At 74.1% G+C, this 23063-nt stretch carries 18 protein-coding genes; 13 read left to right on the top strand and 5 right to left on the bottom strand.

From position 1 onward, the window contains the following. Positions 1 to 292 precede the first annotated feature (292 nt). Positions 293 to 1063, top strand: coding sequence for a GntR family transcriptional regulator (locus tag ACFC8N_RS04925; RefSeq protein ID WP_376287104.1), 771 nt, complete (start codon positions 293 to 295; stop codon positions 1061 to 1063). Positions 1064 to 1208: 145 nt separating this feature from the next. Here ACFC8N_RS04925 and ACFC8N_RS04920 read toward each other — a convergent pair whose 3' ends face one another. Both ACFC8N_RS04920 and ACFC8N_RS04915 read right to left on the bottom strand, forming a co-directional pair. Beyond that, positions 1209 to 1976: a hypothetical protein gene (locus ACFC8N_RS04920; RefSeq protein ID WP_356035310.1), complete on the bottom strand. Its 768-nt coding sequence runs from the start codon at positions 1974 to 1976 to the stop codon at positions 1209 to 1211. A gap of 175 nt (positions 1977 to 2151) precedes the next feature. Next, positions 2152 to 3825, bottom strand: a complete 1674-nt coding sequence (locus ACFC8N_RS04915) for a PucR family transcriptional regulator ligand-binding domain-containing protein (protein ID WP_356035307.1) — start codon at positions 3823 to 3825, stop codon at positions 2152 to 2154. A gap of 344 nt (positions 3826 to 4169) precedes the next feature. Between ACFC8N_RS04915 and ACFC8N_RS04910 the strand changes: the two genes are divergently transcribed. The 6 genes from ACFC8N_RS04910 (at position 4170) to ACFC8N_RS04885 (ending at position 11534) form a co-directional block, all read left to right on the top strand. Continuing rightward, a complete protein-coding gene (locus ACFC8N_RS04910; RefSeq protein ID WP_356035305.1) occupies positions 4170 to 5063 on the top strand; it encodes a xanthine dehydrogenase family protein subunit M in 894 nt (297 codons plus the stop codon). Continuing rightward, complete coding sequence (locus tag ACFC8N_RS04905; RefSeq protein ID WP_356035302.1) at positions 5063 to 5638, top strand: (2Fe-2S)-binding protein; 576 nt, start codon at positions 5063 to 5065, stop codon at positions 5636 to 5638. The genes ACFC8N_RS04910 and ACFC8N_RS04905 overlap by 1 nt, the downstream gene beginning before the upstream one ends. A gap of 5 nt (positions 5639 to 5643) precedes the next feature. Beyond that, on the top strand, positions 5644 to 8025 hold the full coding sequence (locus tag ACFC8N_RS04900; protein ID WP_356035299.1) for a molybdopterin cofactor-binding domain-containing protein: 2382 nt from the start codon (positions 5644 to 5646) through the stop codon (positions 8023 to 8025). Positions 8026 to 8178: 153 nt separating this feature from the next. After that, complete coding sequence (locus ACFC8N_RS04895; protein WP_356035296.1) at positions 8179 to 9636, top strand: NCS2 family permease; 1458 nt, start codon at positions 8179 to 8181, stop codon at positions 9634 to 9636. A 45-nt stretch (positions 9637 to 9681) separates the two neighbouring features. Beyond that, positions 9682 to 10833: an XdhC family protein gene (locus ACFC8N_RS04890; protein WP_376286460.1), complete on the top strand. Its 1152-nt coding sequence runs from the start codon at positions 9682 to 9684 to the stop codon at positions 10831 to 10833. 56 nt (positions 10834 to 10889) lie between these two features. Beyond that, positions 10890 to 11534 carry a LysE family translocator gene (locus ACFC8N_RS04885; RefSeq protein WP_376286458.1) on the top strand — a complete coding sequence of 215 codons (645 nt, stop codon included), beginning with the start codon at positions 10890 to 10892 and terminating at the stop codon, positions 11532 to 11534. 35 nt (positions 11535 to 11569) lie between these two features. Here ACFC8N_RS04885 and ACFC8N_RS04880 read toward each other — a convergent pair whose 3' ends face one another. Further along, positions 11570 to 12010: an SRPBCC family protein gene (locus ACFC8N_RS04880; protein WP_376286455.1), complete on the bottom strand. Its 441-nt coding sequence runs from the start codon at positions 12008 to 12010 to the stop codon at positions 11570 to 11572. Between the two features lie 30 nt (positions 12011 to 12040). Beyond that, the gene (locus tag ACFC8N_RS04875) at positions 12041 to 12808 is read right to left on the bottom strand and encodes a polysaccharide deacetylase family protein (protein ID WP_376287101.1); all 768 of its coding nucleotides are present in this window, start codon (positions 12806 to 12808) and stop codon (positions 12041 to 12043) included. Positions 12809 to 12966: 158 nt separating this feature from the next. Here ACFC8N_RS04875 and ACFC8N_RS04870 point away from each other — a divergent pair, with 158 nt between their 5' ends. From ACFC8N_RS04870 to ACFC8N_RS04845, 6 genes are all read left to right on the top strand, one after another. After that, the gene (locus ACFC8N_RS04870; protein ID WP_356035285.1) at positions 12967 to 13608 is read left to right on the top strand and encodes a phosphoribosyltransferase family protein; all 642 of its coding nucleotides are present in this window, start codon (positions 12967 to 12969) and stop codon (positions 13606 to 13608) included. Positions 13609 to 13700: 92 nt separating this feature from the next. After that, complete coding sequence (locus ACFC8N_RS04865; protein ID WP_376286452.1) at positions 13701 to 15749, top strand: trypsin-like peptidase domain-containing protein; 2049 nt, start codon at positions 13701 to 13703, stop codon at positions 15747 to 15749. Beyond that, entirely contained in the window at positions 15746 to 18076 is a 2331-nt protein-coding gene (locus ACFC8N_RS04860) for a tetratricopeptide repeat protein (RefSeq protein WP_376286449.1), read from the top strand. The genes ACFC8N_RS04865 and ACFC8N_RS04860 overlap by 4 nt, the downstream gene beginning before the upstream one ends. Before the next feature lie 20 nt (positions 18077 to 18096). Beyond that, positions 18097 to 19626 (top strand): VWA domain-containing protein, encoded by a 1530-nt coding sequence (locus ACFC8N_RS04855; RefSeq protein WP_362821212.1) that lies wholly within the window; start codon positions 18097 to 18099, stop codon positions 19624 to 19626. Continuing rightward, the gene (locus ACFC8N_RS04850) at positions 19623 to 20588 is read left to right on the top strand and encodes a hypothetical protein (RefSeq protein WP_376286445.1); all 966 of its coding nucleotides are present in this window, start codon (positions 19623 to 19625) and stop codon (positions 20586 to 20588) included. The genes ACFC8N_RS04855 and ACFC8N_RS04850 overlap by 4 nt, the downstream gene beginning before the upstream one ends. Next, positions 20585 to 21940: an extracellular solute-binding protein gene (locus ACFC8N_RS04845; protein WP_376286442.1), complete on the top strand. Its 1356-nt coding sequence runs from the start codon at positions 20585 to 20587 to the stop codon at positions 21938 to 21940. The genes ACFC8N_RS04850 and ACFC8N_RS04845 overlap by 4 nt, the downstream gene beginning before the upstream one ends. A 192-nt stretch (positions 21941 to 22132) precedes the next feature. On the opposite strand, the gene ACFC8N_RS04840 is transcribed toward ACFC8N_RS04845, so the two are convergent. Further along, entirely contained in the window at positions 22133 to 22924 is a 792-nt protein-coding gene (locus ACFC8N_RS04840; RefSeq protein ID WP_356035269.1) for a serine protease, read from the bottom strand. Between the last annotated feature and the right edge of the window lie 139 nt (positions 22925 to 23063).

The raw sequence follows: 23063 nt of genomic DNA, 5'->3' as shown, positions 1-23063 counted from the left end.
GAGGGGCGGGAGTTGAGTTCGAATAAGAGTACCCGCACGGATGGTGCCGCGGAAAGTTCCCGTGACGTGTGAGGGGGTTGTGAAAGGGGGGCGGGTCGCCGCAGATGATCTTAGCGGACGGGCCGTGCCGTCTTGATCACACCGAGGCGAGCCTGGCTGTATCGATTCAGCGACGGCGGGCCGGTGAGTTTGACCCTCCGGGTTCTGCGCCTAAGGTGCTTGACGGACAGGTGACAACCCGCCGTTAATGGCCCAAGTACCGACAAGCCGCCAGGAGGATCCCGTGGACCCCGTGAAGCAGGGCACCCAGGGCTGCGCCCGGGTGCCCGCGCAGGCACGCGTGGCGCAGGTCTCCGGCCCCTCCGGCGGCACCTGGGAGCGGGAGGACGCGCCGCCCGGCGCGCGCGGCGAGCACCCGCACGCCGAGCCGCCGATACCCGGGCCCCGGGCCGCGGTGCAGCGCTCCTCGGTGCGCGGCCAGATCCTGGACGCGCTGCGCACCGCGCTCGTGACCGGCGAGCTGGAGCCGGGCGAGGTGTACTCGGCGCCGGTGCTCGGCGAGCGCTTCGGGGTCTCGGCGACACCCGTGCGGGAGGCCATGCAGCAGCTCGCCCAGGAGGGCGCCGTCGAGGTCGTGCCCAACCGGGGCTTCCGGGTCGTCCGGCGCGGTGCGCGGGAGCTGTCCGAGCTGGCGGAGGTGCGCGGGCTCATCGAGGTGCCGGTGATGCTGCGGCTCGCCCGTACGGTGCCGGCCGAGCGGTGGGCCGAGCTGCGGCCGCTGGCGGAGGAGACGGTCCGCGCGGCGGCCGCCGGCTGTCCGGCCACGTACGCCGAGTCCGACCGGGCCTTCCACGCCGCGCTCCTCGCCCTGTCCGGCAACGAACAGCTGGTCCGCATCGCCTCCGACCTGCACCGCCGCTCCCAGTGGCCGCCGGTGCGGCAGGGGCGCGGGTATCTGGTCGCCGACGCGGCGGAGCACATGGCGCTGCTGGAGGCGCTGGTCGCGGGGGACGTGGACGTGGTGCGGGGGCTGGTGTCGGAGCACTTCGCGGGCGCGTGCTGAGCGGGGCGGGTGAGCGCCGCGGGGGTTGTGCCGTCTGCCGGGTGCGGCCCGGTGGGGCTGTCCGCGCCCGGGCGGCGAAGCCGCGTATCGGGACCGCCCCGCGCCCCCAGGGGGTTGCCCGCACCCGGCGACGCGGCTGTACTCCCTACGCCGTCGCCACCCCCGGCGCCGGCGGGGCCAACTGCCGTGCCAGCCACGTCGGTACGCCGCCCAGCAGGCGGAACAGGCGCCGCGCCTCCTCCCGCAGCCGGGACGCCTCCGGCTCGGACTCCGCGTCGGCCAGGGAGGCCAGTGCCGGGGCCGTGCCGACCAGGTAGCCCAACTCCTCCCTGATCCGCAGGGATTCGGCGAAGCCGTGCCGCGCCTCGGCCAACTCGCCGTCGCGCAGGGCGAGTCCGGCCAGGTGGCGCCAGGTGAAGGACAGCAGGAGCGGGTCGGCGTGGGCCGTGGCGCCCGCGTGGGCCCGGCGGTAGGCCGCGCGGGCCGCCTGCGGGGAGCGCGTCAGGTTCTCGGCCAGCAGGCCCCGCCGGAAGTCCAGCAGGGCCCGGCCCGCCCCGCCCGGCGGGATCAGCGCCGCCGCCCGGCCCAGTGCCGCCCGCGCCTCGTCCGCGCGGTCGCGCACCGTGTGCAGCGTTGCGGCGTAGGCCAGTTGGCCGCGCTCGCAGGCCGCCGCGCCGCGCTCCTCGTCGGTGTGCGCGAGCGCCTCCGCCGTACGCAGCGCGTCCTCCGCCTCCGCCCAGCCCCGCTCGGTGTACAGACACCGTTCGACCAGCAGCGCGGCCCGCTGGAGGGCCGACGCGGGCGTGTCGTGCGGCAGCAGGGCCGCCGCGTCCGCCCAGCAGGCCCGCGAGCGCAGCCGCCACACCGCGGTCTGGAGCGGATCGTCACCGGCGGTCGTTCCGTTGCCAGACATGGCGGAGTGCGCCACGTTGCCCTCCCCGAGCACGCCATCGAGCTGTTGAGTGGTGGCGGCATTCCAGCACCGATCGACGGGCCGGGCCAAGGGGGTGGGTGAAAGTTTTCACAAAGTAGTGGGGTGTTGGCGTGACCGCTTTTGCGCGTCCTGCCCCCACGCGCCCCCGCTGACCTCAGCTCATCCGCAGGGCCAGGAAGAAGTCCAGCTTGTCCTCCAGGCGCGAGAGGTCCCGTCCCGTCAACTGCTCGATCCGGCCGACCCGGTAGCGCAGCGTGTTGACATGCAGGTGGAGCCGGGTGGCGCAGCGGGTCCAGGAGCCGTCGCAGTCGAGGAACGCCTCCAGGGTCGGGATCAGCTCGGCCCGGTGGCGGCGGTCGTAGTCGGTCAGCGGGTCCAGCAGCCGGGCCGTGAAGGCGCGGCGGACGTCGTCCGGGACGAACGGCAGCAGCAGGACGTGCGAGGCCAGCTCCTGGTGGCCGGCCGCGCAGACCCGGCCCGGGCGGGCGGCGGCCACCCGGCGGGCGTGCCGGGCCTCCTCCAGGGCGCCGCGCAGGCCCTCCGCCGAGTGCACGGCCGCGCTGACGCCGAGGGTGAGCCGCCCGTCGTCGTCCAGGCCCGCCGACAGCGGCTCGCGCACGGCCTTCAGCAGGGCGTCGGCGAGCAGCCCGGTCTCGGAGCCGTCGTGCTCGGTGGAGACCGCCGGGAGGGGGACCAGGGCGATCGCCTCGTCGCCGGTGTGCGCGACCGCGATCCGGTCCGACGGCTCCGGGCCCGTGGCCTGCGGGTCGACCAGCACCTCCTCCAGCAGCGACTGGGCGACCGGGCCGCCCTCGACCTGCTCGCCGTCCCACTCCACGCGGGCCACCACGACCTGCCAGTGCGGGGCCGTGCCGAGCCCGGGCAGCAGCACCGGGGCGGCCACGCGCAGCCGGGCCGCGATCTCGGCGGGCGCGGCGCCCGTCTGGACCAGTTCCAGGACCTCCTGGGCGAGCCGGCGCCGCACCGTGCGCGCCGCGTCCCGGCGGTCCCGCTCGACCGCGATCAGCTGGGTCACGCCCTGGAGCAGGTCCATGCGCTCCTCGGGCCAGTCGCCCGCGTCCGCCTCGACGGCCAGCAGCCAGTCCGACAGGACCGTCTCGCGCACGTCGCGGGCGGCCTGCGGGGCGCGGCCGGTGGAGCGGATCGGGAAGAGGGAGTACGTGGCGCCGCCCAGCAGGACCCGGTGCGGGCCGCGCCGCCCGGTGCGGGTGGCGGCCAGGTGCTCGGCGGCGAGCTTCGCGCAGGTCTCGGCGGGCAGGCCGGGGCCCGCCTCCTTGGAGCCGGCGATCAGCCGGCCGGTGGGGGAGAGCACCCAGGCGCGCAGGTCCAGGTCGGTGCCGAGCAGGTCCAGGACGACGTCTGGGCCGCCGCCCGCCGGGCCCGAGGTCATCATCCGCCGGTGCCGGTCCACCACGGCCGCCAGGTCCCCGGCGCGCTCGCTGGAGACCTGCCGTACGACGTGCTCGGTGATCGTCGCGAAGGCCACCGACTCGTGCACCGCGAACAGCGGCAGCCGGTGCCGGGCGCAGGCCAGCACCAGGTCCTCCGGCACGTCGCCCAGCTCCGCCTCGCCGGCCGCGAGGGCCGCCACCCCGGCCTGCACCAGGATGCGGACGAACGGTTCGGAGTCGTCGGCGTCCCGACGCCAGGCGAGGCCCGTCAGCACCAGCTCGCCGCCGGAGAGGTACCGGCTCGGGTCGCGCAGGTCGGTCGTCATGACCCCGCGCACCGAGCGGTCCAGCTCCTCCTCGCCGCCGAGCAGCCGCAGCCCCAGCACATCGGTGTCCAGAAGTGCGCGCAGCCGCATCTCGTCGCCGCCGTTCTTGTGTCTCGAAACCTACGATGGATCTTGGAGGGTGACGCGGGAAGGGCCCGGCACGGAGCCGTACAGGGCGCAGTCCGGAGTCTCCGCAGTGTTTCCTGCGTTTCCCCAGGAAATCGGAGAGGTTACCGATGACCTCCGTTCATACGAATCTACAAGATGCCCGTGGTGGCCAGCCAACTCCTTCATGGTTTCGGTGACTGACCCCGCCGGAGTACGGGGCGGTGTACTGAGTCCACTCCGCGTTAACAGGACATGAACGAGCCGCGCCCGCCGCACACGGATTGGCTCAATCTGCACGACTCACGAGACGAAGAAGAGAGCCGGTCATGGACTTCCTTCGCCCCGCCAGCTGGGAGGAGGCGCTCGCCGCGAAGGCCGAGCACCCCACCGCTGTGCCGATTGCGGGTGGCACCGATGTGATGGTCGAGATCAACTTCGACCACCGCCGGCCCGAGTACCTGCTGGACCTCAACCGCATCGGTGAGCTCACCGAGTGGGAGATCGGCGAGGAGAGCGTACGGCTGGGTGCCTCCGTCCCGTACACGAAGATCATGGAGAATCTCCGTGCCGAGCTGCCGGGCCTGGCGCTCGCCTCGCACACGGTCGCCTCCCCGCAGATCCGCAACCGCGGCGGCGTCGGCGGCAACCTCGGCACGGCCTCGCCCGCCGGTGATGCCCACCCCGCCCTCCTCGCCGCCGGCGCCGAGGTCGAGGCGGAGTCCGCGGCCCGCGGCACCCGGCTCATCCCGATCGACGAGTTCTACACGGGCGTCAAGCGCAACGCGCTCCAGCCCGACGAGCTGATCCGCGCCGTGCACGTCAAGAAGGCCGACGGACCCCAGCAGTACTCCAAGGTCGGCACCCGCAACGCCATGGTCATCGCCGTGTGCGCCTTCGGTCTCGCGCTGCACCCCGAGACGCGCACCGTGCGCACCGGCATCGGCTCGGCCGCGCCCACCCCTGTGCGGGCCAAGGCCGCCGAGGAGTTCCTGAACGCCGCGCTGGAGGAAGGCGGCTTCTGGGACAACGGCAAGATCATCACCCCGTCGGTCGCCAAGCAGTTCGCGGACCTGTGCTCCGGCGCCTGCAACCCGATCGACGACGTCCGGGGCACCGCGAGCTACCGCCGCCACGCGGTCGGTGTCATGGCCCGCCGGACGCTGACCTGGACCTGGGAGTCGTACCGCGGCGCCCGCCGCGCATCTGAGGGAGCTGCGTAATGCGCGTCAACTTCACCGTCAACGGACGTCCGCAGGAGGCCGACGACGTCTGGGAGGGCGAGTCCCTGCTGTACGTCCTGCGCGAGCGCCTCGGCCTGCCCGGCTCGAAGAACGCCTGCGAGCAGGGCGAGTGCGGCTCCTGCACCGTGCGCCTGGACGGCGTGCCGGTCTGTTCCTGCCTGGTCGCGGCCGGCCAGGTCGAGGGCCGTGACGTCGTGACCGTCGAGGGCCTCGCGGACTTCGCCAAGGAGCGGTCCTGCGGCACGGGTGCCTGCGGTACGACGCTGCAGGACGCCCAGCAGTGGACGGCCAAGCCCGCCTCCGACTCGCAGACCGGCGAGGGCACCGAACTCAGCCCCGTCCAGCAGGCGTTCATCGACGCCGGCGCCGTCCAGTGCGGCTTCTGCACCCCGGGTCTGCTCGTCGCCTCCGACGAACTCCTGGAGCGCAACCCGAACCCGAGCGACGCGGACATCCGCGAGGCGCTGTCGGGCAACCTGTGCCGCTGCACGGGCTACGAGAAGATCATGGACGCGGTCCGCCTCGCGGCCGCCCGCCAGTCCGAGGGGGTCTGACAGACATGCCGACCAACGGCGCTCCTACGAAGATCACGCAGGGCTCGCAGACCAAGGGCGGCATCGGCGAGTCCACGCTCCGCCCGGACGGCACCCTCAAGGTCACCGGCGAGTTCGCGTACTCGTCCGACATGTGGCACGAGGACATGCTGTGGGGCCAGATCCTGCGCTCCACCGTCGCGCACGCCGAGATCGTCTCGATCGACACCTCCGAGGCCCTCGCCATGCCGGGTGTGTACGCGATCATGACGTACGACGACCTGCCCACCGAGGTGAAGAACTACGGCCTGGAGATCCAGGACACCCCGGTCCTCGCGCACGGCAAGGTGCGCCACCACGGCGAGCCGGTCGCGATCGTCGCCGCCGACCACCCGGAGACGGCCCGCCGCGCCGCCGCCAAGATCAAGGTCGACTACCGGGAACTCCCGGTCATCACCGACGAGGCCTCCGCGACCGCGCCGGACGCGATCCTCGTCCACGAGGGCCGCGACGACCACCACTCGGGCCACGTCCCGCACCCCAACATCGTGCACCGCCAGCCGATCGTCCGCGGCGACGCGGACGAGGCCGCGAAGCGCGCCGATGTGATCGTGAAGGGCGAGTACACCTTCGGCATGCAGGACCAGGCCTTCCTCGGCCCCGAGTCCGGCCTCGCCGTGCCCGAGGAGGACGGCGGCGTCCACCTCTACATCGCCACCCAGTGGCTCCACTCCGACCTGCGCCAGATCGCGCCCGTCCTCGGCCTGCCCGAGGACAAGGTGCGGATGACGCTGGCCGGCGTCGGCGGCGCGTTCGGCGGCCGCGAGGACCTGTCGATGCAGATCCACGCCTGCCTGCTCGCCCTGCGCACCGGCAAGCCCGTCAAGATCGTCTACAACCGGTTCGAGTCCTTCTTCGGACACGTCCACCGCCACCCGGCCAAGCTGTACTACGAGCACGGGGCCACGCGCGACGGCAAGCTGACGCACATGAAGTGCCGGATCGTCCTGGACGGCGGCGCCTACGCCTCCGCCTCCCCGGCGGTCGTCGGCAACGCCTCCTCGCTCTCCGTCGGCCCGTACGTCATCGACGACGTCGACATCGAGGCCATCGCCCTCTACACCAACAACCCGCCCTGCGGCGCCATGCGCGGCTTCGGCGCGGTCCAGGCGTGCTTCGCCTACGAGGCGCAGATGGACAAGCTGGCGAAGCGGCTCGGCATGGACCCGGTGGAGTTCCGGCAGCTCAACGCCATGGAGCAGGGGACCATCATGCCGACCGGACAGCCGGTCGACTCCCCGGCCCCCGTCGCCGAACTGCTGCGCCGCATCAAGGCGATGCCGCTGCCGCCCGAGCGCCAGTGGGAGTCCAGCGAGGGCGCCGACGTACGGCAGCTGCCCGGCGGTCTGTCCAACACCACGCACGGCGAGGGCGTCGTACGCGGTGTCGGCTACGCGGTCGGCATCAAGAACGTCGGCTTCTCCGAGGGCTTCGACGACTACTCCACCGCCAAGGTCCGCATGGAGGTCATCGGCGGCGAGCCGGTCGCCACCGTGCACACCGCGATGGCGGAGGTCGGCCAGGGCGGTGTCACCGTCCACGCGCAGATCGCCCGCACCGAGCTCGGCGTCACCCAGGTGACCATCCACCCGGCCGACACCCAGGTCGGCTCGGCGGGTTCGACCTCGGCCTCCCGGCAGACGTACGTCACCGGCGGCGCCGTGAAGCACACCTGCGAACTCGTCCGCGAGAAGGTCCTGGAGCTCGGCCGCCGCAAGTTCGGCAGCTACCACCCGGCCTGGGCGACCGCCGAACTCCTGCTGGAGGGCGGCAAGGTCGTCACCGACGGCGGCGAGGTCCTCGGCGACCTGGCCGCCGTCCTGGAGGGCGAGAGCGTCGAGATCGAGGCGGAGTGGCGGCACCGGCCGACCGAGGCCTTCGACCTGGTCACCGGCCAGGGCGACGGGCACGTCCAGTACTCCTTCGCCGCGCACCGCGCCGTCGTCGAGGTCGACACCGAACTCGGCCTGGTCAAGGTCATCGAACTGGCCTGCGCCCAGGACGTCGGCAAGGCGCTCAACCCGCTCTCCGTCGTCGGCCAGATCCAGGGCGGCACGACCCAGGGCCTGGGCGTCGCGGTGATGGAGGAGATCATCGTCGACCCGAAGACGGCGAAGGTCAGGAACCCCTCCTTCACCGACTACCTGATCCCGACCATCCTCGACACGCCGACCATCCCGGTCGACGTCCTCGAACTCGCCGACGACCACGCCCCGTACGGGCTGCGCGGCATCGGCGAGGCCCCCACCCTGTCGTCCACCCCGGCCGTCCTCGCGGCGATCCGGAACGCGACCGGGCTGGAGCTCAACCGCACTCCGGTACGGCCCGAGCACCTCACGGGGACCTGACCCTTCGGGGTTCCAACCGGTTTTCCCCCGGGGGGACTTCGTCCCCCCGGCCCCCCACTGTTCGTCTCGGGCCGTCCCCCGGGTCGTCCAATCCCAAATCTCGTGCCGACAAGGAATGGCACGGGTGCCCCTGTGAACCTTGGGAGTTGGCCCATGACCCAGCAGTCAGTGGAGCCCAGGACCGCAGCCGACGACGCCGGTGACGGCAGCCGCGTCCCGGCCGGACGGTCCTGGCTCGACCGGTACTTCCACATCTCCATAAGAGGATCCTCGGTCGCGCGTGAGGTGCGCGGCGGCATCACCACCTTCATGGCGATGGCCTACATCCTCCTGCTCAACCCGCTCATCCTGTCCGGCAAGGACGTCCACGGCGACACGCTCGGCCAGAAGGCGCTGATCACCGCGACCGCGCTGGCCGCCGCGTTCACCACGCTATTGATGGGCTTCGTCGGCAAGGTGCCGCTCGCGCTCGCCGCCGGCCTGTCCGTCTCGGGCGTGCTGTCCTCGCAGGTCGCCCCCAACATGACCTGGCCGCAGGCCATGGGCATGTGCGTGATGTACGGCGTGGTCATCATGCTGCTGGTCGTCACCGGCCTGCGCGAGATGATCATGAACGCGATCCCGCTCGCGCTCAAGCACGGCATCACCATGGGCATCGGCCTGTTCATCGCGCTCATCGGACTCTACAAGTCCGGCTTCGTGCACAAGGGCGCGGAGACCCCGCTCAGCCTCGGCCCGGCGGGCCAGCTCACCGGCTGGCCGGTGCTGCTCTTCGCCGGCACCCTGCTGCTGATCTTCATGCTCCAGGCCCGCAACGTCCCCGGCGCCATCCTCATCGGCATCGTCTCCGGCACGATCGTCGCCTCGGTCCTCAACGGCCTCGGCGTCATCGACCCCAAGCAGTGGGCCAACGGCGCCCCCGAACTGCACGGCAGCGCCGTGTCGATGCCCGACTTCTCGCTCCTCGGGCACGTCGAGTTCGGCGGCTGGGGCAAGGTCGGCGCGATGACGATCGCCATGATCGTCTTCACCCTCGTGCTCGCCGGCTTCTTCGACGCGATGGCCACCATCATCGGCGTCGGCACCGAGGCCGAGCTGGCCGACGACAAGGGCCGGATGCCCGGCCTGTCCAAGGCGCTGTTCATCGACGGCATGGGCGGTGCGATCGGCGGCGTGGCGGGCGGCTCGGGCCAGACGGTCTTCATCGAGTCCGCGACCGGCGTCGGCGAGGGTGCCCGCACGGGCCTCGCCTCCGTCGTCACCGGTCTGTTCTTCGCGGCCTGCCTCTTCTTCACCCCGGTCACCGCGATCGTCCCGCAGGAGGTCGCCTCCGCGGCCCTGGTCGTCATCGGCGCCATGATGCTGATGAACGCCCGGCACGTGGACTGGGCCGACCGCGCCACCGCGATCCCGGTCTTCCTGACCGTCGTCCTGATGCCGTTCACGTACACCATCACCACCGGTGTCGCCGCGGGCGTCATCTCCTACACCGCCATCAAGGCCGCCCAGGGCAAGGCCCGCGAGATCGGCGCCTTCATGTGGGGTCTGACGGTCGTCTTCCTGATCTACTTCGCCCTTCATCCCGTCGAGGCCTGGCTCGGCGTCCACTAGCCGGGCCGACGCCCGGGGAAACCAACCCCGTGAGGAGATCGAGAGATGCTGGACATCGCCGAGGAGCTGAACCGGTGGGTCGAGCAGGGCCGTGACTTCGCCGTCGCCACCGTCGTGGCCGTCGGCGGCAGCGCCCCGCGCCAGCCCGGTGCCGCCCTCGCGGTGGACGCCGACGGCACCGCGATCGGCTCGGTCTCCGGCGGGTGTGTGGAGGGCGCCGTGTACGAGCTGTGCCGGCAGGCGCTCCAGGACGGCGAGACCGTGCTCGAACGCTTCGGCTACAGCGACGAGGACGCCTTCGCCGTCGGCCTGACCTGCGGCGGAATCATCGACATCCTCGTCACACCGGTCCGGGCGGACGGTCCCGCCCGGCCGGTGCTCGCAGCCGCGCTGGCCGCCGCCGCCCGTGGGGAGGCGGCGGCGGTCGCGCGGATCGTGGACGGCCCGGCCGAGCTGCGGGGCCGGGCCCTCCTCGTCCGCCCCGACGGCTCGTACGACGGCGGCTTCGGTGCCCACCCCGAACTGGACCGCACCGTCGCCGCCGAGGCCGTCGCCTTCCTGGACGCGGGCCGCACCGGCACCCTGGAGATCGGTGAACAGGGCTCGCGCTGCGGCGCCCCGCTCGCGGTCCTGGTGGAGTCGTCCGTCCCCGCCCCCCGCATGATCGTCTTCGGTGCCATCGACTTCGCCTCCGCGCTGGTGCGCGTCGGCAAGTTCCTCGGCTACCACGTCACCGTGTGCGACGCCCGCCCGGTGTTCGCGACCCGCACCCGCTTCCCGGAGGCCGACGAGATCGTCGTCGAGTGGCCGCACCGGTACCTGGAGCGCACCGACACCGACGCCCGCACGGTGCTGTGCGTCCTCACCCACGACGCCAAGTTCGACGTGCCGCTGCTGCGGCTCGCCCTGCGGCTCCCGGTCGCCTACGTCGGCGCGATGGGCTCGCGCCGCACCCACCTCGACCGCAACCAGCGGCTGCGCGACGTCGGCGTCACCGAACTCGAACTCGCCCGGCTGCGCTCGCCCATCGGCCTCGACCTCGGTGCCCGTACGCCCGAGGAGACGGCCCTGTCCATCGGCGCGGAGATCGTCGCCTGCCGGCGCGGCGGCAGCGGGGTCGCGCTGACCGGCGCACACACCCCGATCCACCACGACCCGGTGTCCCGGCCGGCGGTGCGGATCGGCTCGGTGGCCTGAGCGGCCGGCGCCAAAAGGGTTTGCGGGGCGGTGCCGGGCCCGGCTTGCATGGGGCCATGGTGCCCACCGACCGGCTGGCCGCCTTCGCGGCGCTGTCCCTCCTGCTCATCGTGGTGCCCGGCCCCAGCGTGCTGTTCGTGGTCGGCCGCGCCCTCGCGCACGGCCGCCGGGCCGCGCTGACCACCGTCGCCGGCAACACCCTCGGCGCGTACGCGCTCGTCGCGGCCGTCGCACTCGGCGTCGGCTCGGTCGTGGAGCGCTCGGTGCTCGTCTTCACCGGCCTGAAGCTCGCGGGCGCCGCGTATCTCGTGTACCTCGGCGTCACGGCGTGGCGCCGACGGGGTTCGCTGCGGGCCGCGTTCGCGCAGCCGGGCGGCGGCACCGGGCACGGGTCCCTGCGGACCCTGGGGGAGGGCTTCGCCGTCGGCGTGGCCAACCCGAAGACGATGGTGTTCTTCGCCGCGGTGCTGCCGCAGTTCGTGGATCCCCGTCAGGGGCACGTCACCGGGCAGATGCTGCTGCTCGGACTGGTCTTCAACGTCATCGCGCTGGCCTCGGACAGCGTGTGGGGGCTGGTCGCCTCCGGCGCGCGGGAGTGGTTCGCGCGCTCGCCGCGACGGCTGTCCGCCGTCGGCGGGATCGGCGGACTGACCATGATCGGGCTCGGGGTGACGGTGGCGGTGACGGGGCGGAAGGACTGAGTTCCCCGGACGCGCGAGGGCACACCGCGCGCCGCTCACGGCCGCCGGAGCAACCCGTTGACCGCTCGCCCGAACACCACGGTCGCCGCGCGTTCCAGTACGCCGTCGAGGAGCCGCGGGGCGAACCGCACCCGCAGCTCCTCCCGCCACACCACCCTGCTGCGACCCCCCGGCCCCCGCGCGACCTCGATCTCCGCCCAGCCCAGCACCACCCGCCCCCGCTTCTCCAGGCGGCACAGACCGGGGCGGTCGCCGGCGGGCGGGCGCCAGACGGTGACCTCCATGACGTCGTCGACGGCCAGCGGACCGAGGCCGGAGCGGGCGACGAAACGCGTGCCCGTCCCGGTCGGCGGGGGTGTGAGCACCCTGATCCGGGTCAGCGGGACCGCGTCGGCGTGGCGGGGCCACTCGGTGAGCCGGCGCCACGCCTCGTCGAGGGGGAGCGGGGCCGTGCGGGTGAAGGAAAAGATCGGCACGGCAGGATCGTAGAGGGCCCGTGACGGACGTCAGGGGCGGTAGACCTCGCCCGGCTCCGCCCTGCCGGGCGCCAGCAGCTGAGGCACCGTCACGAAGACGTAGCCGCGCTCCTTCAGGGCGTCGACGACGCCGGGCACGGCGGGCACGGTGCCGGGGTAGATGTCGTGCAGCAGGATGATCCCGTCCCGCGACGACTGTTCGAGGACGCGCTTCGTGATGAGCGCCGAGTCGTTGGTCATGTAGTCCTTGGCGGTCACGCTCCACAGCACCTCCGCCATGCCCATCTCCTTCGTGATCTTGTGCACGTCGGAGTCGGTACGGCCCTGCGGCGGGCGCATCAGCGTGGGCCGGCGCCCGATGAGCCGCTCGATCGCGTCGTTCGGGCGCTTCAGTTCGTCCCGTATCTGCGCGTCGGAGATCTCGGTGAGGATCCTGTGGTCCCAGGTGTGGCTCGCCACCTCGTGACCCTCGGCCGCCATCCGCCTGACCAGCTGCGGGTACTTCTCGATGTGGTTCTTGCCGAGCAGGAAGAACGTGGCCGGGACCTTCTTCTCCTTGAGGATGTCGAGCAGCCGCGCCGAGTTCTCGCTGGGGCCCGCGTCGAAGGTGAGCGCGATGCACTTGGCCTCGCGGCAGTCGACGGTCCCGAGCCTCGCCGGTGCCCCCTTCGCCGCGGCGGCCCGCGCGGTGCTCGGCGAGATCGCGTCGACCTGGGCGCAGCCGGACAGCGTGAGGGCCAGGGCGGCGGCCGCCGAGGCGAGCGCGGCGGGGCGCAACCTTCGGGTGCTCGCGCGCATCTTCCGGGAGGCACGCTTCGTCGTCGGGATCGTGTCGGTCCAAAGAGGCATGCCAGGACTATACATGTGGTGTATAACCAAATCTTTACCGAGGCGCCTCGGTCCGCACGGTCGTAGCACCATGGAGGGGTAGGGGGCTGCGCGGAGGAGGACCAGCCATGCGCTTCCGGGACCGTGCCGAGGCCGGGCGGGAACTGGCCGGACTGCTGGTGGACCTGTGCGCGCGGGAGTCCCTCGCCGACCCCCTCGTGCTCGCGCTGCCCCGGGGCGGCATCGCCGTCGCCGAGCCGGTCGCCCGCGCCCTCGGCGCCCCGCTGGACGTGCTCGTCGTCCGCAAGATCGGCGCGCCGCACCACCAGGAGTTCGCCGTCGGCGCGCTCGCCGCGGACGACCCGCCGCTCTTCGACGCCGCCACCCTCGACATGCTCGGTCTGACCGAGGAGTACATGGCCCCGGCGGTCGAACGCGAGCGGCGGGAACTGCGCCGCCGCGAGGAGCGCTACCGCGCGGGCCGCCCGCCCCCCGACCCGGCCGGACGCACGGTGATCGTGGTCGACGACGGGCTGGCCACCGGCGCCACCGCCCGCGCGGCCCTGCGCCACGTCCGCCGCCGCGGGCCCGCCCACCTCGTCCTCGCCGTACCCGTCGGCGCCCCCGACTCGGTCCAGTCGCTCACCGGCGAGGCCGACACGGTCGTCTGCCCGCACCGGCCGGCCGGCTTCGCCGCGGTGGGGCAGTGGTACGAGGACTTCGAGCAGCTCACCGACGCGCAGGTGCTGGCCGCGCTGCACGCGCACTGAACAGCCCCTCGCTCGTCCCGGTCCCCGCCTCTCGGCAACGTCCCCGTGCACACCAGTAGGAGTGGATCGGTACGCGGAGTAACTTGGAGGCCATGACGCGCACGGGGGAGCGAGCCGTCACGACGCGGTTACGGATGCCGTCCTGGATCGCCCGCATCGAGGCGCCGGACGGACAGGTGCTCGGTGCGGGGGTGCTGCTCGCCCCGGACCGCGTGCTCACCGCCGCGCACGTCGTCGCGCCCGGCCGCCGCTACGCCGTCCGCCTGGTCGCGGTGCCCGGCCTGGACGCCGTACCCGCCACCGTCCGCGAGGACGAGCACGTGCCGCAGCGCGAGGACGGCCTCGGCGATCGCAGCGGCGACCTCGCCCTGCTCCGCCTGGACCGACGCCTGCCCGACGGCCACACCACCCGGCTCCACCGGCTCGCCGTGCCGTACGGGGAGGTGAGCATGTACGGCTTCCCGGACGGCGACGACGGCGGCCGCTGGCACGGCGCCACGCTGGAAGCCGCCCGGGGCCGCGACAGCCAGGTGCAACTGCGCCCGCGGACCCCCGGCGAGCTGGCCGCACCCGGCTTCAGCGGCGGCCCGGTGGTCGACCACGCGACCGGCCGGGTCATCGGCATCGTCCTCAGCGTGGACGAGGGAACCCCCTCCGCCTTCAGCTACATGAGCCCCACCGAGACCATCCTCAGCCATCTGCCGCAGGTCGCCGCCTGGACCGACGGCGCCGAGGCCGTCGACCCCCGGCTGCGCACCGGCGCCCAGGACACGCCCGGCGCGCTCGACGTGCCGTTCGCCACCGAACTCGCCTCCTGGTTCCGCGGCGAGGGCTGGCCGGTGCTGGTCACCGTCGTCCCCGAGCGCGGCGACCGCGACTGGACCCTGGGCCGGGCCGTCACGCTCGCCGACCGGGAGCTGCGCACCGACCGGAACACCAGCGTCTTCAGCCAGGACCCGCCCGAGACCGTGCCCCCGGCCGGCGCCCACGATCTCGCCCTGGACGCGGGCGGGCTCACGGCCGCCGAGGTCATGGACCGCGTCGCCGCCCGGCTCGGCATCCGCGACGACCCCCGGCCCGAACGGCTCGGCGGGCTGCACGTCCCGCTCGCCGCGGTCCTGGTCGGCGTCGACCGGGCCGCCGAACCCGCCGCCCTGCTCGGCCTGTTGGACCGGCTCGCCCGCCAGGGGGCCCGGCTGCTGCTGGTCTTCCGCCGCGAGGGGAAGCACGCCGAACACGCCACCGAGCTGCTCGTGAACCGCCCGCTGCGCGACCGCTGGGTCCGGCTGCACGGCGAACTCGACAGGATCGTCGAGGAGTTGGGCCCGGCCCTGGACGGGCTCCGGGACCGGGTGCTGCCCGGCCCCGGCGCCCGGCGGCTGGTCGAGCAGGCCGAGGGCGGCCTGCGGCGCACCCGGATGCTGCGCGCGTGGGTCGCCCACACCCCGCAGAGCGAGCGCGAACCCGGCCGCGCCGGGCAGCTGTTCGCGTTCGAGGACGCCGCCGAGCGCCGCCGCCGACGTCTGGAACAGGCCATCGGCCACCTCGACACCCGCCTCCACCGCCGCGAGGAACTCCTCGGCCGGGTCAGCGCCGAGTGGCCCCTGTGCCGCCGGCGCGCCGCGACGGCGGCGGAGACGGCCGGTACCTCGGGGGCGGTCGGTGCGCGGGCCGAGTCCGGCGACCCGGTCATGGAGGCGTACCTGCGCTACGAGGACGCGCTCTCCGTGCTGCGGCACACACCGTGCGACATCGAGTGCGCCGAGGCGGCCGTCGAACGGTTCATCACGTTCTGCTCACCGCCCGCGTCGGGGAGCCCGGCGAGGCCGGGGGACACCCCGCCCCCGCCACCGGACGGCTCCCACCCCCAGGACCGGGGCGCGAGACCGGGCCGCCCGGGACCGGACGACCAGGATGCCGCGCACGGCAGTTCGGGCGGTGCCCGTGCCGGTGCCGGACGCACGGTGACGGCACACGGGAACCCGGCCGGCCCGCCCGGCGACCCGGGGCCGGTGCCCGGCCGCCCGACCACCGGGGTTCCCGGGGGTGGGCCCCCGGCCGCGGCGCGGGGCGACGGCGACCCCGGGATTCCGGGGCCGGCGCTCCGTGTCCCCCGCTCCGGAGAGGAGAGCACGTCGTGATCTCATGCGTCCGGCCCGGCTGTGCGGGGCACATCATGGGGACCGGCTACTGCGACACCTGCGGGCACCGGCACGTCGAGGCGCCCGGCGAGCCGCCCGCGCGGGCCGTGCGACCGGTGCCGTCCGCCGCCGAGGAGAGCGCCGGTCCGCCCGCCGTGCACGCGGTCGCCGGGGTCGGGGAACTCGACCCGCACGGCCTGGTCGTCCTGCCGGAGGTCCCCGTACCGGACGACGTGCTCGTGGCCGACCCCCGCCCGCCCACCGGCGGCCGCCGCTGCGGAGCGAACGGCTGCACCATGACCGTCGGCCTCGGCTACGGCGGCCAGCCCGCCCGCGCCACCGGCCGCTGCCCCCGCTGCGGCACGCCGTACTCCTTCCTGCCCCAGCTGGACAAGGGCGACGTGGTCGCCGGTCACTACCGGGTCCTCGGCTGTCTCGCCCGCGGCGGCCTCGGCTGGATCCATCTCGCCGAGGACACCCGCGCCGACGGCCACCGGGTCGTCCTCAAGGGCCGGATCGACGTCCACGACACCCTCGCCCGCCTGGGCGCCGTCGAGGAGCGCCGCTCCCTGACCGCCCTGCACCACCCCGACATCGTCCGCATCATCACCTACGCCGACCACCGCGCCCCCGGCCGCCCGCCCACCGGCTACCTGGTCATGGACTACATCGGCGGCCGCTCCCTCCAGCAGCTCTTCGACGCCGACGACGCCGAGCGGATCTTCCACGGCCGCCCCCGCCTCGACCACGTCCTCACCTACGGCTGCAAGATCCTCGGCGCCCTCCAGTACATGCACGAACGCGGGCTGCTGTACTGCGACATGAAGCCGGCCAACGTCATCCACTTCGGCCGGGCGGTCAAGGTCATCGACCTCGGCGCGGTCCGCGCGATCGGCGACCGCACCTCCGCCTACGTCCACACGGCCGGCTTCGCCCCGCCCAAGGAGGAGATCGACCGGCGCGGCTGGCACGTCGACAGCGACCTCTACACCGTCGGCATGACCCTCCAGGCCCTGCACCGCGCCGCCGAACCGGCCCGCGGGCTCGCCTCCGCCTCCTTCCGCCGGATCGTCGACCGCGCCACCCACCCCGAACCCGCCGCCCGCTTCCGCTCGGCCGCCGAGATGTCCCGCCAACTGTGGGAGGTGCTGCGGGAGTTCCGCTCGCTCCAGTTCGGCGAGCAGCTGCCGGAGAGCTCCACCCGGTTCCGCGCCGCCGGCGCCAGCCTCGACGCGGGGCTCGGCGCGATCCCGGCCCTGGACCACTGGACCGCACGCCCCGGCGCACGGCCCGGACCACTGGGCGTCGCCCCGCCCTGCGCCGCCGAGGTCGCCGGCGCCCTCCCGGAGCCGGTGCCCGACCCCGACGACGGCGCCGCCCTGCTGCTGGACACGTTCTCGCCCGACGCCCCCGACGAGGTCGCCCTGGCCTGGTCCCGCGAAGCCCGGCTCGGCACCCCCGAGACCGCGCTGTGGCTGTGCCGCGCCTACCTCAGACGCGGCGAGCAGCGGCAGGCCGAGAGCTGGCTCGCCGAGGCCGAGACCCAGCTCGGCGAGCGCGCCGCCGCCCACGACTGGCGCATCGCCTGGCACCGCGGCGTCCTGCGTCTCAGCCGGGGCGAAGTCGCCGAGGCCGGGAACCACTTCGACACCGTGTACGGCGCACTGCCCGGCGAGTACGTCCCCAAACTGGCCCTCGGCTACTGCTCGGAGCACGTGGCAGCCGTACCCGAAGCGGAAGCCGGAGCACTCGAAGAGGCGGAGCCAGGGGCCGATGACGAGGCCGTGCGGGTCCGCCGGCAGTGCCTCGCCCGCGCCATGCTGTTCTACGAGGCCGTGTGGAAACGGGACTTCGCGCACACCGCCGCCGCGTTCGGACTGGCCCGCTGCCATCTGGCCCGCGGCGACCGGGACGCGGCCGTCCACGTCCTCGACGACGTCCCGGCCACCTCCCGCCACCACGACACCGCCCGGATCGCGGCGGTACGCGTCCGCGCCGGGCTCCTGCGCGTCGGCCCGCCCTCACCGGCCGACCTGGCCGACGCCGCCCGGCGGCTGCCCGAGCTGCGCCTGGACGGCGGCGCCGCCGACGGCGAGTCCCGGGCCCGGCTGGCCGCCGAGGTCCGCGAGCACGCCCTGTACGGCCGGCCGGAGCCGGGCTGGGGCGAGACGTGCGCCGGGGACGTCCTCGGGCCCGGCGACGAGGACGGCCTGCGCGCCCTGCTGGAGCACTCCTTCCGGCAGCTGGCCGCGCAGGCCCGCACCGCCGCGCAGCACGGCCGGCTCCTCGACCTGGCCCACGCGGTCCGCCCGACGACCACCTTCTGACCACCACGTGGGGGACGACGATGACCGTGCCCGGACCGATCGAGGTGACGCTCGCGGTCGGCCAGCAGAAGGAACTGCCCGCTGCCCCGCCCACGGCCGGGAGCTCTGCCGGCCGGGAGATGCACGCGATCCTGGAGATCGGCGTCAGCAGCCACGGCGCGGCGGGGCTCGCCGCCGGCCCCGGGGCGGGGCCCGCGCTCGCCGAGGTGCTGATCGTCGACACCTCCCGCTCCATGCTCCACCCGGCCGCCAAGCTGCACGCCGCGAAGGACGCCACCGTCGCCGCGGTCCGGCTGCTGCCCGACGGCACGCCCTTCGCCGTGCTCTCCGGGCGGTTCCGGGCCGGGGTGGTCCATCCCGGGCCCGGCGGCCCGCCGATGGCGGTCGCCGGGCCCGCCGAACGCGACGCCGCCGAGCGGGCCGTACGGATCCTGGACGCGGACGGCGGCACCGCCATCGGCACCTGGCTCGACCTCGCCCGCCGGCTGCTGACGCGGCAGAGCGCCCCGGTCAAGCACGTCCTGCTGCTGACCGACGGGCGTAACGAGCACGACCACCGGGCCGCCATGACCCTGCAGACCGCGCTGGACGCGTGCGAGGGCCGGTTCGTCTGCGACGCCTGGGGCATCGGCGACGACTGGGACGCCGAGCTGCTGCTGCGCATCACCCGGCGGCTGCACGGCCGGGCCGGAGCGGTCCGCGACGCGTCCGAACTGACCGCGGCCTACGAGGAGTTGATGCGGGACCTGCTCGGCACGGCGGTACCCGAACTGCGCATCAGACTGACCCCCACCCCCGGCACGGTGATCCGCAGGGTCACCCAGGTGGTGCCGAACGAGCAGGAGCTGACCGCCGTCCCGGCCGCCGGCTCCGGCGGCCGCGGCACCGAGTACGTCACCCGGGCCTGGGGCGACGAAGTACGGCACTTCCAGGCCGTCCTGAGCGCCGACCCGACCGGCCGCGAGACCGGCGAGGACCTCCAGCTCGCCGCCGTGGAGGTCGTCGTGCCCGAGGCCGGGCGCCCGCTGCGGCTGCCCCCGCCGAGGCCCGTCCTGGTGCGCTGGACCGACAACCCGCTCGACGCCTCCCGGCAGCATCCCGGGGTGCGCCGGCGTGAGCTGTACCGGCAGGTGGAGGGCGCCGTGGCCGAGGCCTACCGGGCGTGGCTGCGCGGCAGCGAGGGCCGGGCGGCGGCGGACCGTGCGCTGGCGCGGGTGCTGGCGGTGGCCGGCGAGCTGGACGACGCCCAGCTGGTGGGCGCGCTGCGGCGCATCGAGGAGAGGGGAGAGGGCGGGGCCGGGCCGGGCACGGGCCGGGTCCGCAGTGGCCTGAAGGACGTGGACTGGCAGCACCTGATCCTCTCCAGCGCGCTGACGACCCCGCCCGAGCCGCACGCCCCCGGCCCGCCGCCCGGCGCCGGCCTCGCGCCGGAGGGCGGCCCCGGGCCCGGGGGCCTCGTCGAGTGCCCGGAGTGCGGGTGGCTCGGCCCGGCCGACTCCGCCTACTGCGGAGGCGACTGCGGCCGACCCCTGCGGGGATCCCCCTCATGACCCCGGCGTCCGTGCCCCTCACGCCCCCGCACGACACCGGCCGCCCCGGTGCGGCCGGCAGCGCCACGGCGCACGACCTCGCCGTACGCCATCGTCTGCTGCTGGCCCTGTCGGGACTGCTGACGCTGTGTCTGTTCCTGTCGTACGAAGGGGTGCACGGGGACGCGGATCCCCTGCGCACCGCCAGTGCGCCGGCCGTGCTGTCCCTCGACACGGCCCTGTACGCGCTCGACCAGGCCCAGCGGGACGCCGGTGCGGCGGCGCCGACCAGCGACTTCCAGAAGCAGATCTCGGTCGCCGCGCAGAGTCTCGCGGCCGCCGCCGGGGACGACGTCGGCGGGCCGGCGGGCCGGCAGGCCCTGCAGACCGTCGCCGGGCTGATCACCGTGTACGCAGTCAAGGTCCAGCAGGCCCAACTCCAGCCCGCCGACAGCGTGTTGCGCGAGGCCTACCTGAGCTACGCCACCAGCGTCCTGACGGACGAGGGCTCCGGCATCCGGGCCCGGCTGACGGCGCTGCGCGCCCAGCTGCGTGCCACGGTGCACCGCCAGACCGGCTTCGGGCCGCTGCTGTGGTGCGGCTGGACCATGACCCTGCTGCTGACCCTCGTGCTCGCCGCGGCCCTGCTGGAGACCCAGCTGTTCCTGCGCCGCCGCTTCCGCCGCCGGTTCAACCGCGGGCTCCTCGCGGCGGGCGGCCTGCTCGTGGCCTGGGTGGTCACCGCGCTGCTGTTCACCGCGTGGACGCACCGGGGCATGGCGCACACCCGCGCCCTGCTCGACCGCCCGCTGTCCGGACCGCTCATCACCGACGCGGGGCGGCACACCGCCTCGTACCTCGCCCACACCGGCTTCCGCGCGTCGGCGGCGGTGTGGATCCTGATCGGAGGCATCCTGCTCATGGCCCTCGCCGAGACGGGACTGCGGCGGCACATCGACGACTACCGGTTCAGGCCCCGGTGAGCGCCCCGCACACCGGCCCCGCGCCGGCCACCGCCCCCGCGCCCGCCGGCGCTCCCGGCGCCGCCCCGCGCCGCCGACGGGTGCGCACCCTCACCGTGCTGGCGGGCTGCCTCGTCCTGCTGGCGGCGGGCCTCGTCGCCGGCGTCCGCGCCCTCGGGCAGGAGCCGACCGTCACCCTGCTGGCGAACTGGACCGGCACGGACGAGCGCAACTTCCGCGAGACGGTCCTCGACCCGTTCGCGCGCACGCACCACATCCACGTCGACTACCAGGGCAGCTCCGCCGAGAGCCAGGTGCTCGGCGCCGACGTCGAGGCCGGCACCCCGCCCGACGTGGTGGTGCTGACCGGGCCCGGCGAACTGGCCGACTACGCCCGGCAGGGACAGCTGAAGCCGCTCGACGGCCTGCTGCCCCGGTCCGGCTTCGGCGCGTCCTGGACCACGCCGCTGGACGGGCACGTCTACTGGTTCCCGCTCAAGGCCGACCTGAAGAGCATCGTCTGGTATCCGGGCGGCCTGAGCGCGCAGCAACGCGCCGCGGCCGCGCGGCAGCCCGGGCAGTGGTGCCTCGGCATGGGCTCCGGGGCGACCAGCGGCTGGCCCGGCACCGACTGGATCGAGGACATCCTGCTCCAGCAGTACGGCCCGGACGCCTACCAGCGCTGGGCGCGCGGTGAACTGCCCTGGCGGTCCGCGCAGGTGCAGGGGGCCTGGACGGCCTGGGGCCGCCTCGTCGGCGCGGGCGGGGACCCGGCCCTGGTGCGCCGGGCGCTGAAGACGCCGTACCAGAACGCGGCCGGGCCGGTCACCCGCACCCCGCGCGGCTGCACGCTGGAGCACCAGGCGTCCTTCATCCGCAACCAGGACTTCTGGAACCGGGCCGACGGGCGGTACGAGCCCTCCGCCCGGCTGATCCCCGGGGCGCGGGCCGAGGACGCCTGGGAGGTCTCCGGCGACCTGGTCGCCCTGCTGCACGACACCTCACCGGCCCGCACCCTGATCGGCTACCTCGCCTCGGTCGACGCCCAACGCGCCTGGAACGCCCGGGAGTCGGGCTTCTCGGTCAGCCCCGACGCCCAGCCCGCCCCCGCAGCCCGGGGCGCCGACTGGCACCGGACCCTGGCCGCGACCCTCCTCGACGACCGTGCGGTGCACTGCTTCGACGCCTCCGACGCGATGCCGCCCTCGGTGCGCGACGCCTTCGCCGAGGCGACGATCGAGTACCTCGCCCACCCCGGCCACCTCGGCACCCTGCTGAAGGACCTGGACTCCCTGCGCCTGACCCACGGCCTGACCTGGCTCCAGTCGGTGTGCGACCACGCCGGTGCACCTGTCGGCCGGGAGACGCCCTGAAGACGGGCCGCGACCACTCGATCGAGGGATGTGTCCGGGATTCGGTTTACGGCCGTCGTACGGCGCTGAGCAGCCCCCCGGCGGCTCAACGCCGTACGGCAGTGGAGAGGGGGACGTTGCGGGCCGCTCGTGGTGGCTCGCAACGTCCCCCTGGCATCGACCTGAGGGAGGCTCAGGTGCCCGGTTTCCCGGTCACGAGGTGACCTGCGCGGTCACGAGGTCCGAGAAGGTGGCCAGCCGGGTGTAGACACCCGGGTAGCCGGCCTCCGCGCACCCCTCTCCCCAGGAAGTGATCCCTGCCAGGACGCCCCCGATGAGCAGGGGACCGCCGCTGTCGCCCTGGCAGGTGTCTGTGCCGCCGGACGCGTATCCGGCGCAAACCATGTCGGACTGGACGAAGTCCGAACCGTAGGAGCTCTTGCAGCTGGAGTCGGCCACGAGCGGGACGGTCGCGGTCCGCAGCTGGTTGGAGGAGCTGCCGTTCTCCGAGGTGGTGCCCCAGCCGAGGATGCGGGCCGAGGCACCGGCCCCGTACACCCCGGTGTCCGAGGCGGACACGTACTTCGCCGCGGTGTACGGCATCGACGTCGACAGGGTCAGCACGGACACGTCGTTGCCCTGCGTGGCGTCCGTGTAGTTCGGGTTGGTCCAGATCTTGCTGACGTTGCTGACCGTGCCGTCGGTGCCGTTCAGGAAGGTCCGGCCGCCGACCACCCGGACGCTGCTCGCCGACTCGCCGGCCATGCAGTGCGCGGCCGTGACGACCTTGTTGGCGGCCACCAGGGTGCCGCCGCAGAACTGGTTGCCGGAGGCGTCCGTGATCTGCATGACGAACGGGTACGCCGCCGTCGTGGTGGTCGTACCGCCGACGATGGGCTGCGGGGCCGCGCTCGCCGTGGGGGAGGCGAGCAGCGTGGTCGCCGCGGCGGCGGCACAGGCCACCGTGATCGCGGCGGTCTTTCTGGCACGTCTGAGCCCGAACATGAGTCTCCTCAGTGGGGGTTGCACCGGTGGGGGGTCGCACGGGCGGGGTGTACGGGGTTCGCGGGACCGGACCCCGTGTGCCCGGGCGAGCGGCACGCCCTTTACGCTAGGACCCGGATCCGTCGGCTCCCAATGAGGG

The sequence above is a fragment of the Streptomyces sp. NPDC055966 genome, assembly GCF_042269865.1.
Classification (GTDB): Bacteria; Actinomycetota; Actinomycetes; order Streptomycetales; family Streptomycetaceae; genus Streptomyces.
This window is presented reverse-complemented; position numbering and strand designations above follow the sequence as displayed.

Excerpts from the sequence above, each read along its gene's own strand:
- ACFC8N_RS04850 (WP_376286445.1), top strand. The coding sequence starts at position 19,623 with ATGACCCCGGCGTCCGTGCCCCTCACGCCCCCGCACGACACCGGCCGC.
- ACFC8N_RS04900 (WP_356035299.1), top strand. The coding sequence starts at position 5,644 with ATGCCGACCAACGGCGCTCCTACGAAGATCACGCAGGGCTCGCAGACC.
- ACFC8N_RS04895 (WP_356035296.1), top strand. The coding sequence starts at position 8,179 with ATGACCCAGCAGTCAGTGGAGCCCAGGACCGCAGCCGACGACGCCGGT.
- ACFC8N_RS04840 (WP_356035269.1), bottom strand. The coding sequence starts at position 22,924 with ATGTTCGGGCTCAGACGTGCCAGAAAGACCGCCGCGATCACGGTGGCC.
- ACFC8N_RS04865 (WP_376286452.1), top strand. The coding sequence starts at position 13,701 with ATGACGCGCACGGGGGAGCGAGCCGTCACGACGCGGTTACGGATGCCG.
- ACFC8N_RS04905 (WP_356035302.1), top strand. The coding sequence starts at position 5,063 with ATGCGCGTCAACTTCACCGTCAACGGACGTCCGCAGGAGGCCGACGAC.
- ACFC8N_RS04890 (WP_376286460.1), top strand. The coding sequence starts at position 9,682 with ATGCTGGACATCGCCGAGGAGCTGAACCGGTGGGTCGAGCAGGGCCGT.
- ACFC8N_RS04855 (WP_362821212.1), top strand. The coding sequence starts at position 18,097 with ATGACCGTGCCCGGACCGATCGAGGTGACGCTCGCGGTCGGCCAGCAG.
- ACFC8N_RS04915 (WP_356035307.1), bottom strand. The coding sequence starts at position 3,825 with ATGCGGCTGCGCGCACTTCTGGACACCGATGTGCTGGGGCTGCGGCTG.
- ACFC8N_RS04870 (WP_356035285.1), top strand. The coding sequence starts at position 12,967 with ATGCGCTTCCGGGACCGTGCCGAGGCCGGGCGGGAACTGGCCGGACTG.
- ACFC8N_RS04920 (WP_356035310.1), bottom strand. The coding sequence starts at position 1,976 with ATGTCTGGCAACGGAACGACCGCCGGTGACGATCCGCTCCAGACCGCG.
- ACFC8N_RS04910 (WP_356035305.1), top strand. The coding sequence starts at position 4,170 with ATGGACTTCCTTCGCCCCGCCAGCTGGGAGGAGGCGCTCGCCGCGAAG.
- ACFC8N_RS04885 (WP_376286458.1), top strand. The coding sequence starts at position 10,890 with ATGGTGCCCACCGACCGGCTGGCCGCCTTCGCGGCGCTGTCCCTCCTG.
- ACFC8N_RS04875 (WP_376287101.1), bottom strand. The coding sequence starts at position 12,808 with ATGCGCGCGAGCACCCGAAGGTTGCGCCCCGCCGCGCTCGCCTCGGCG.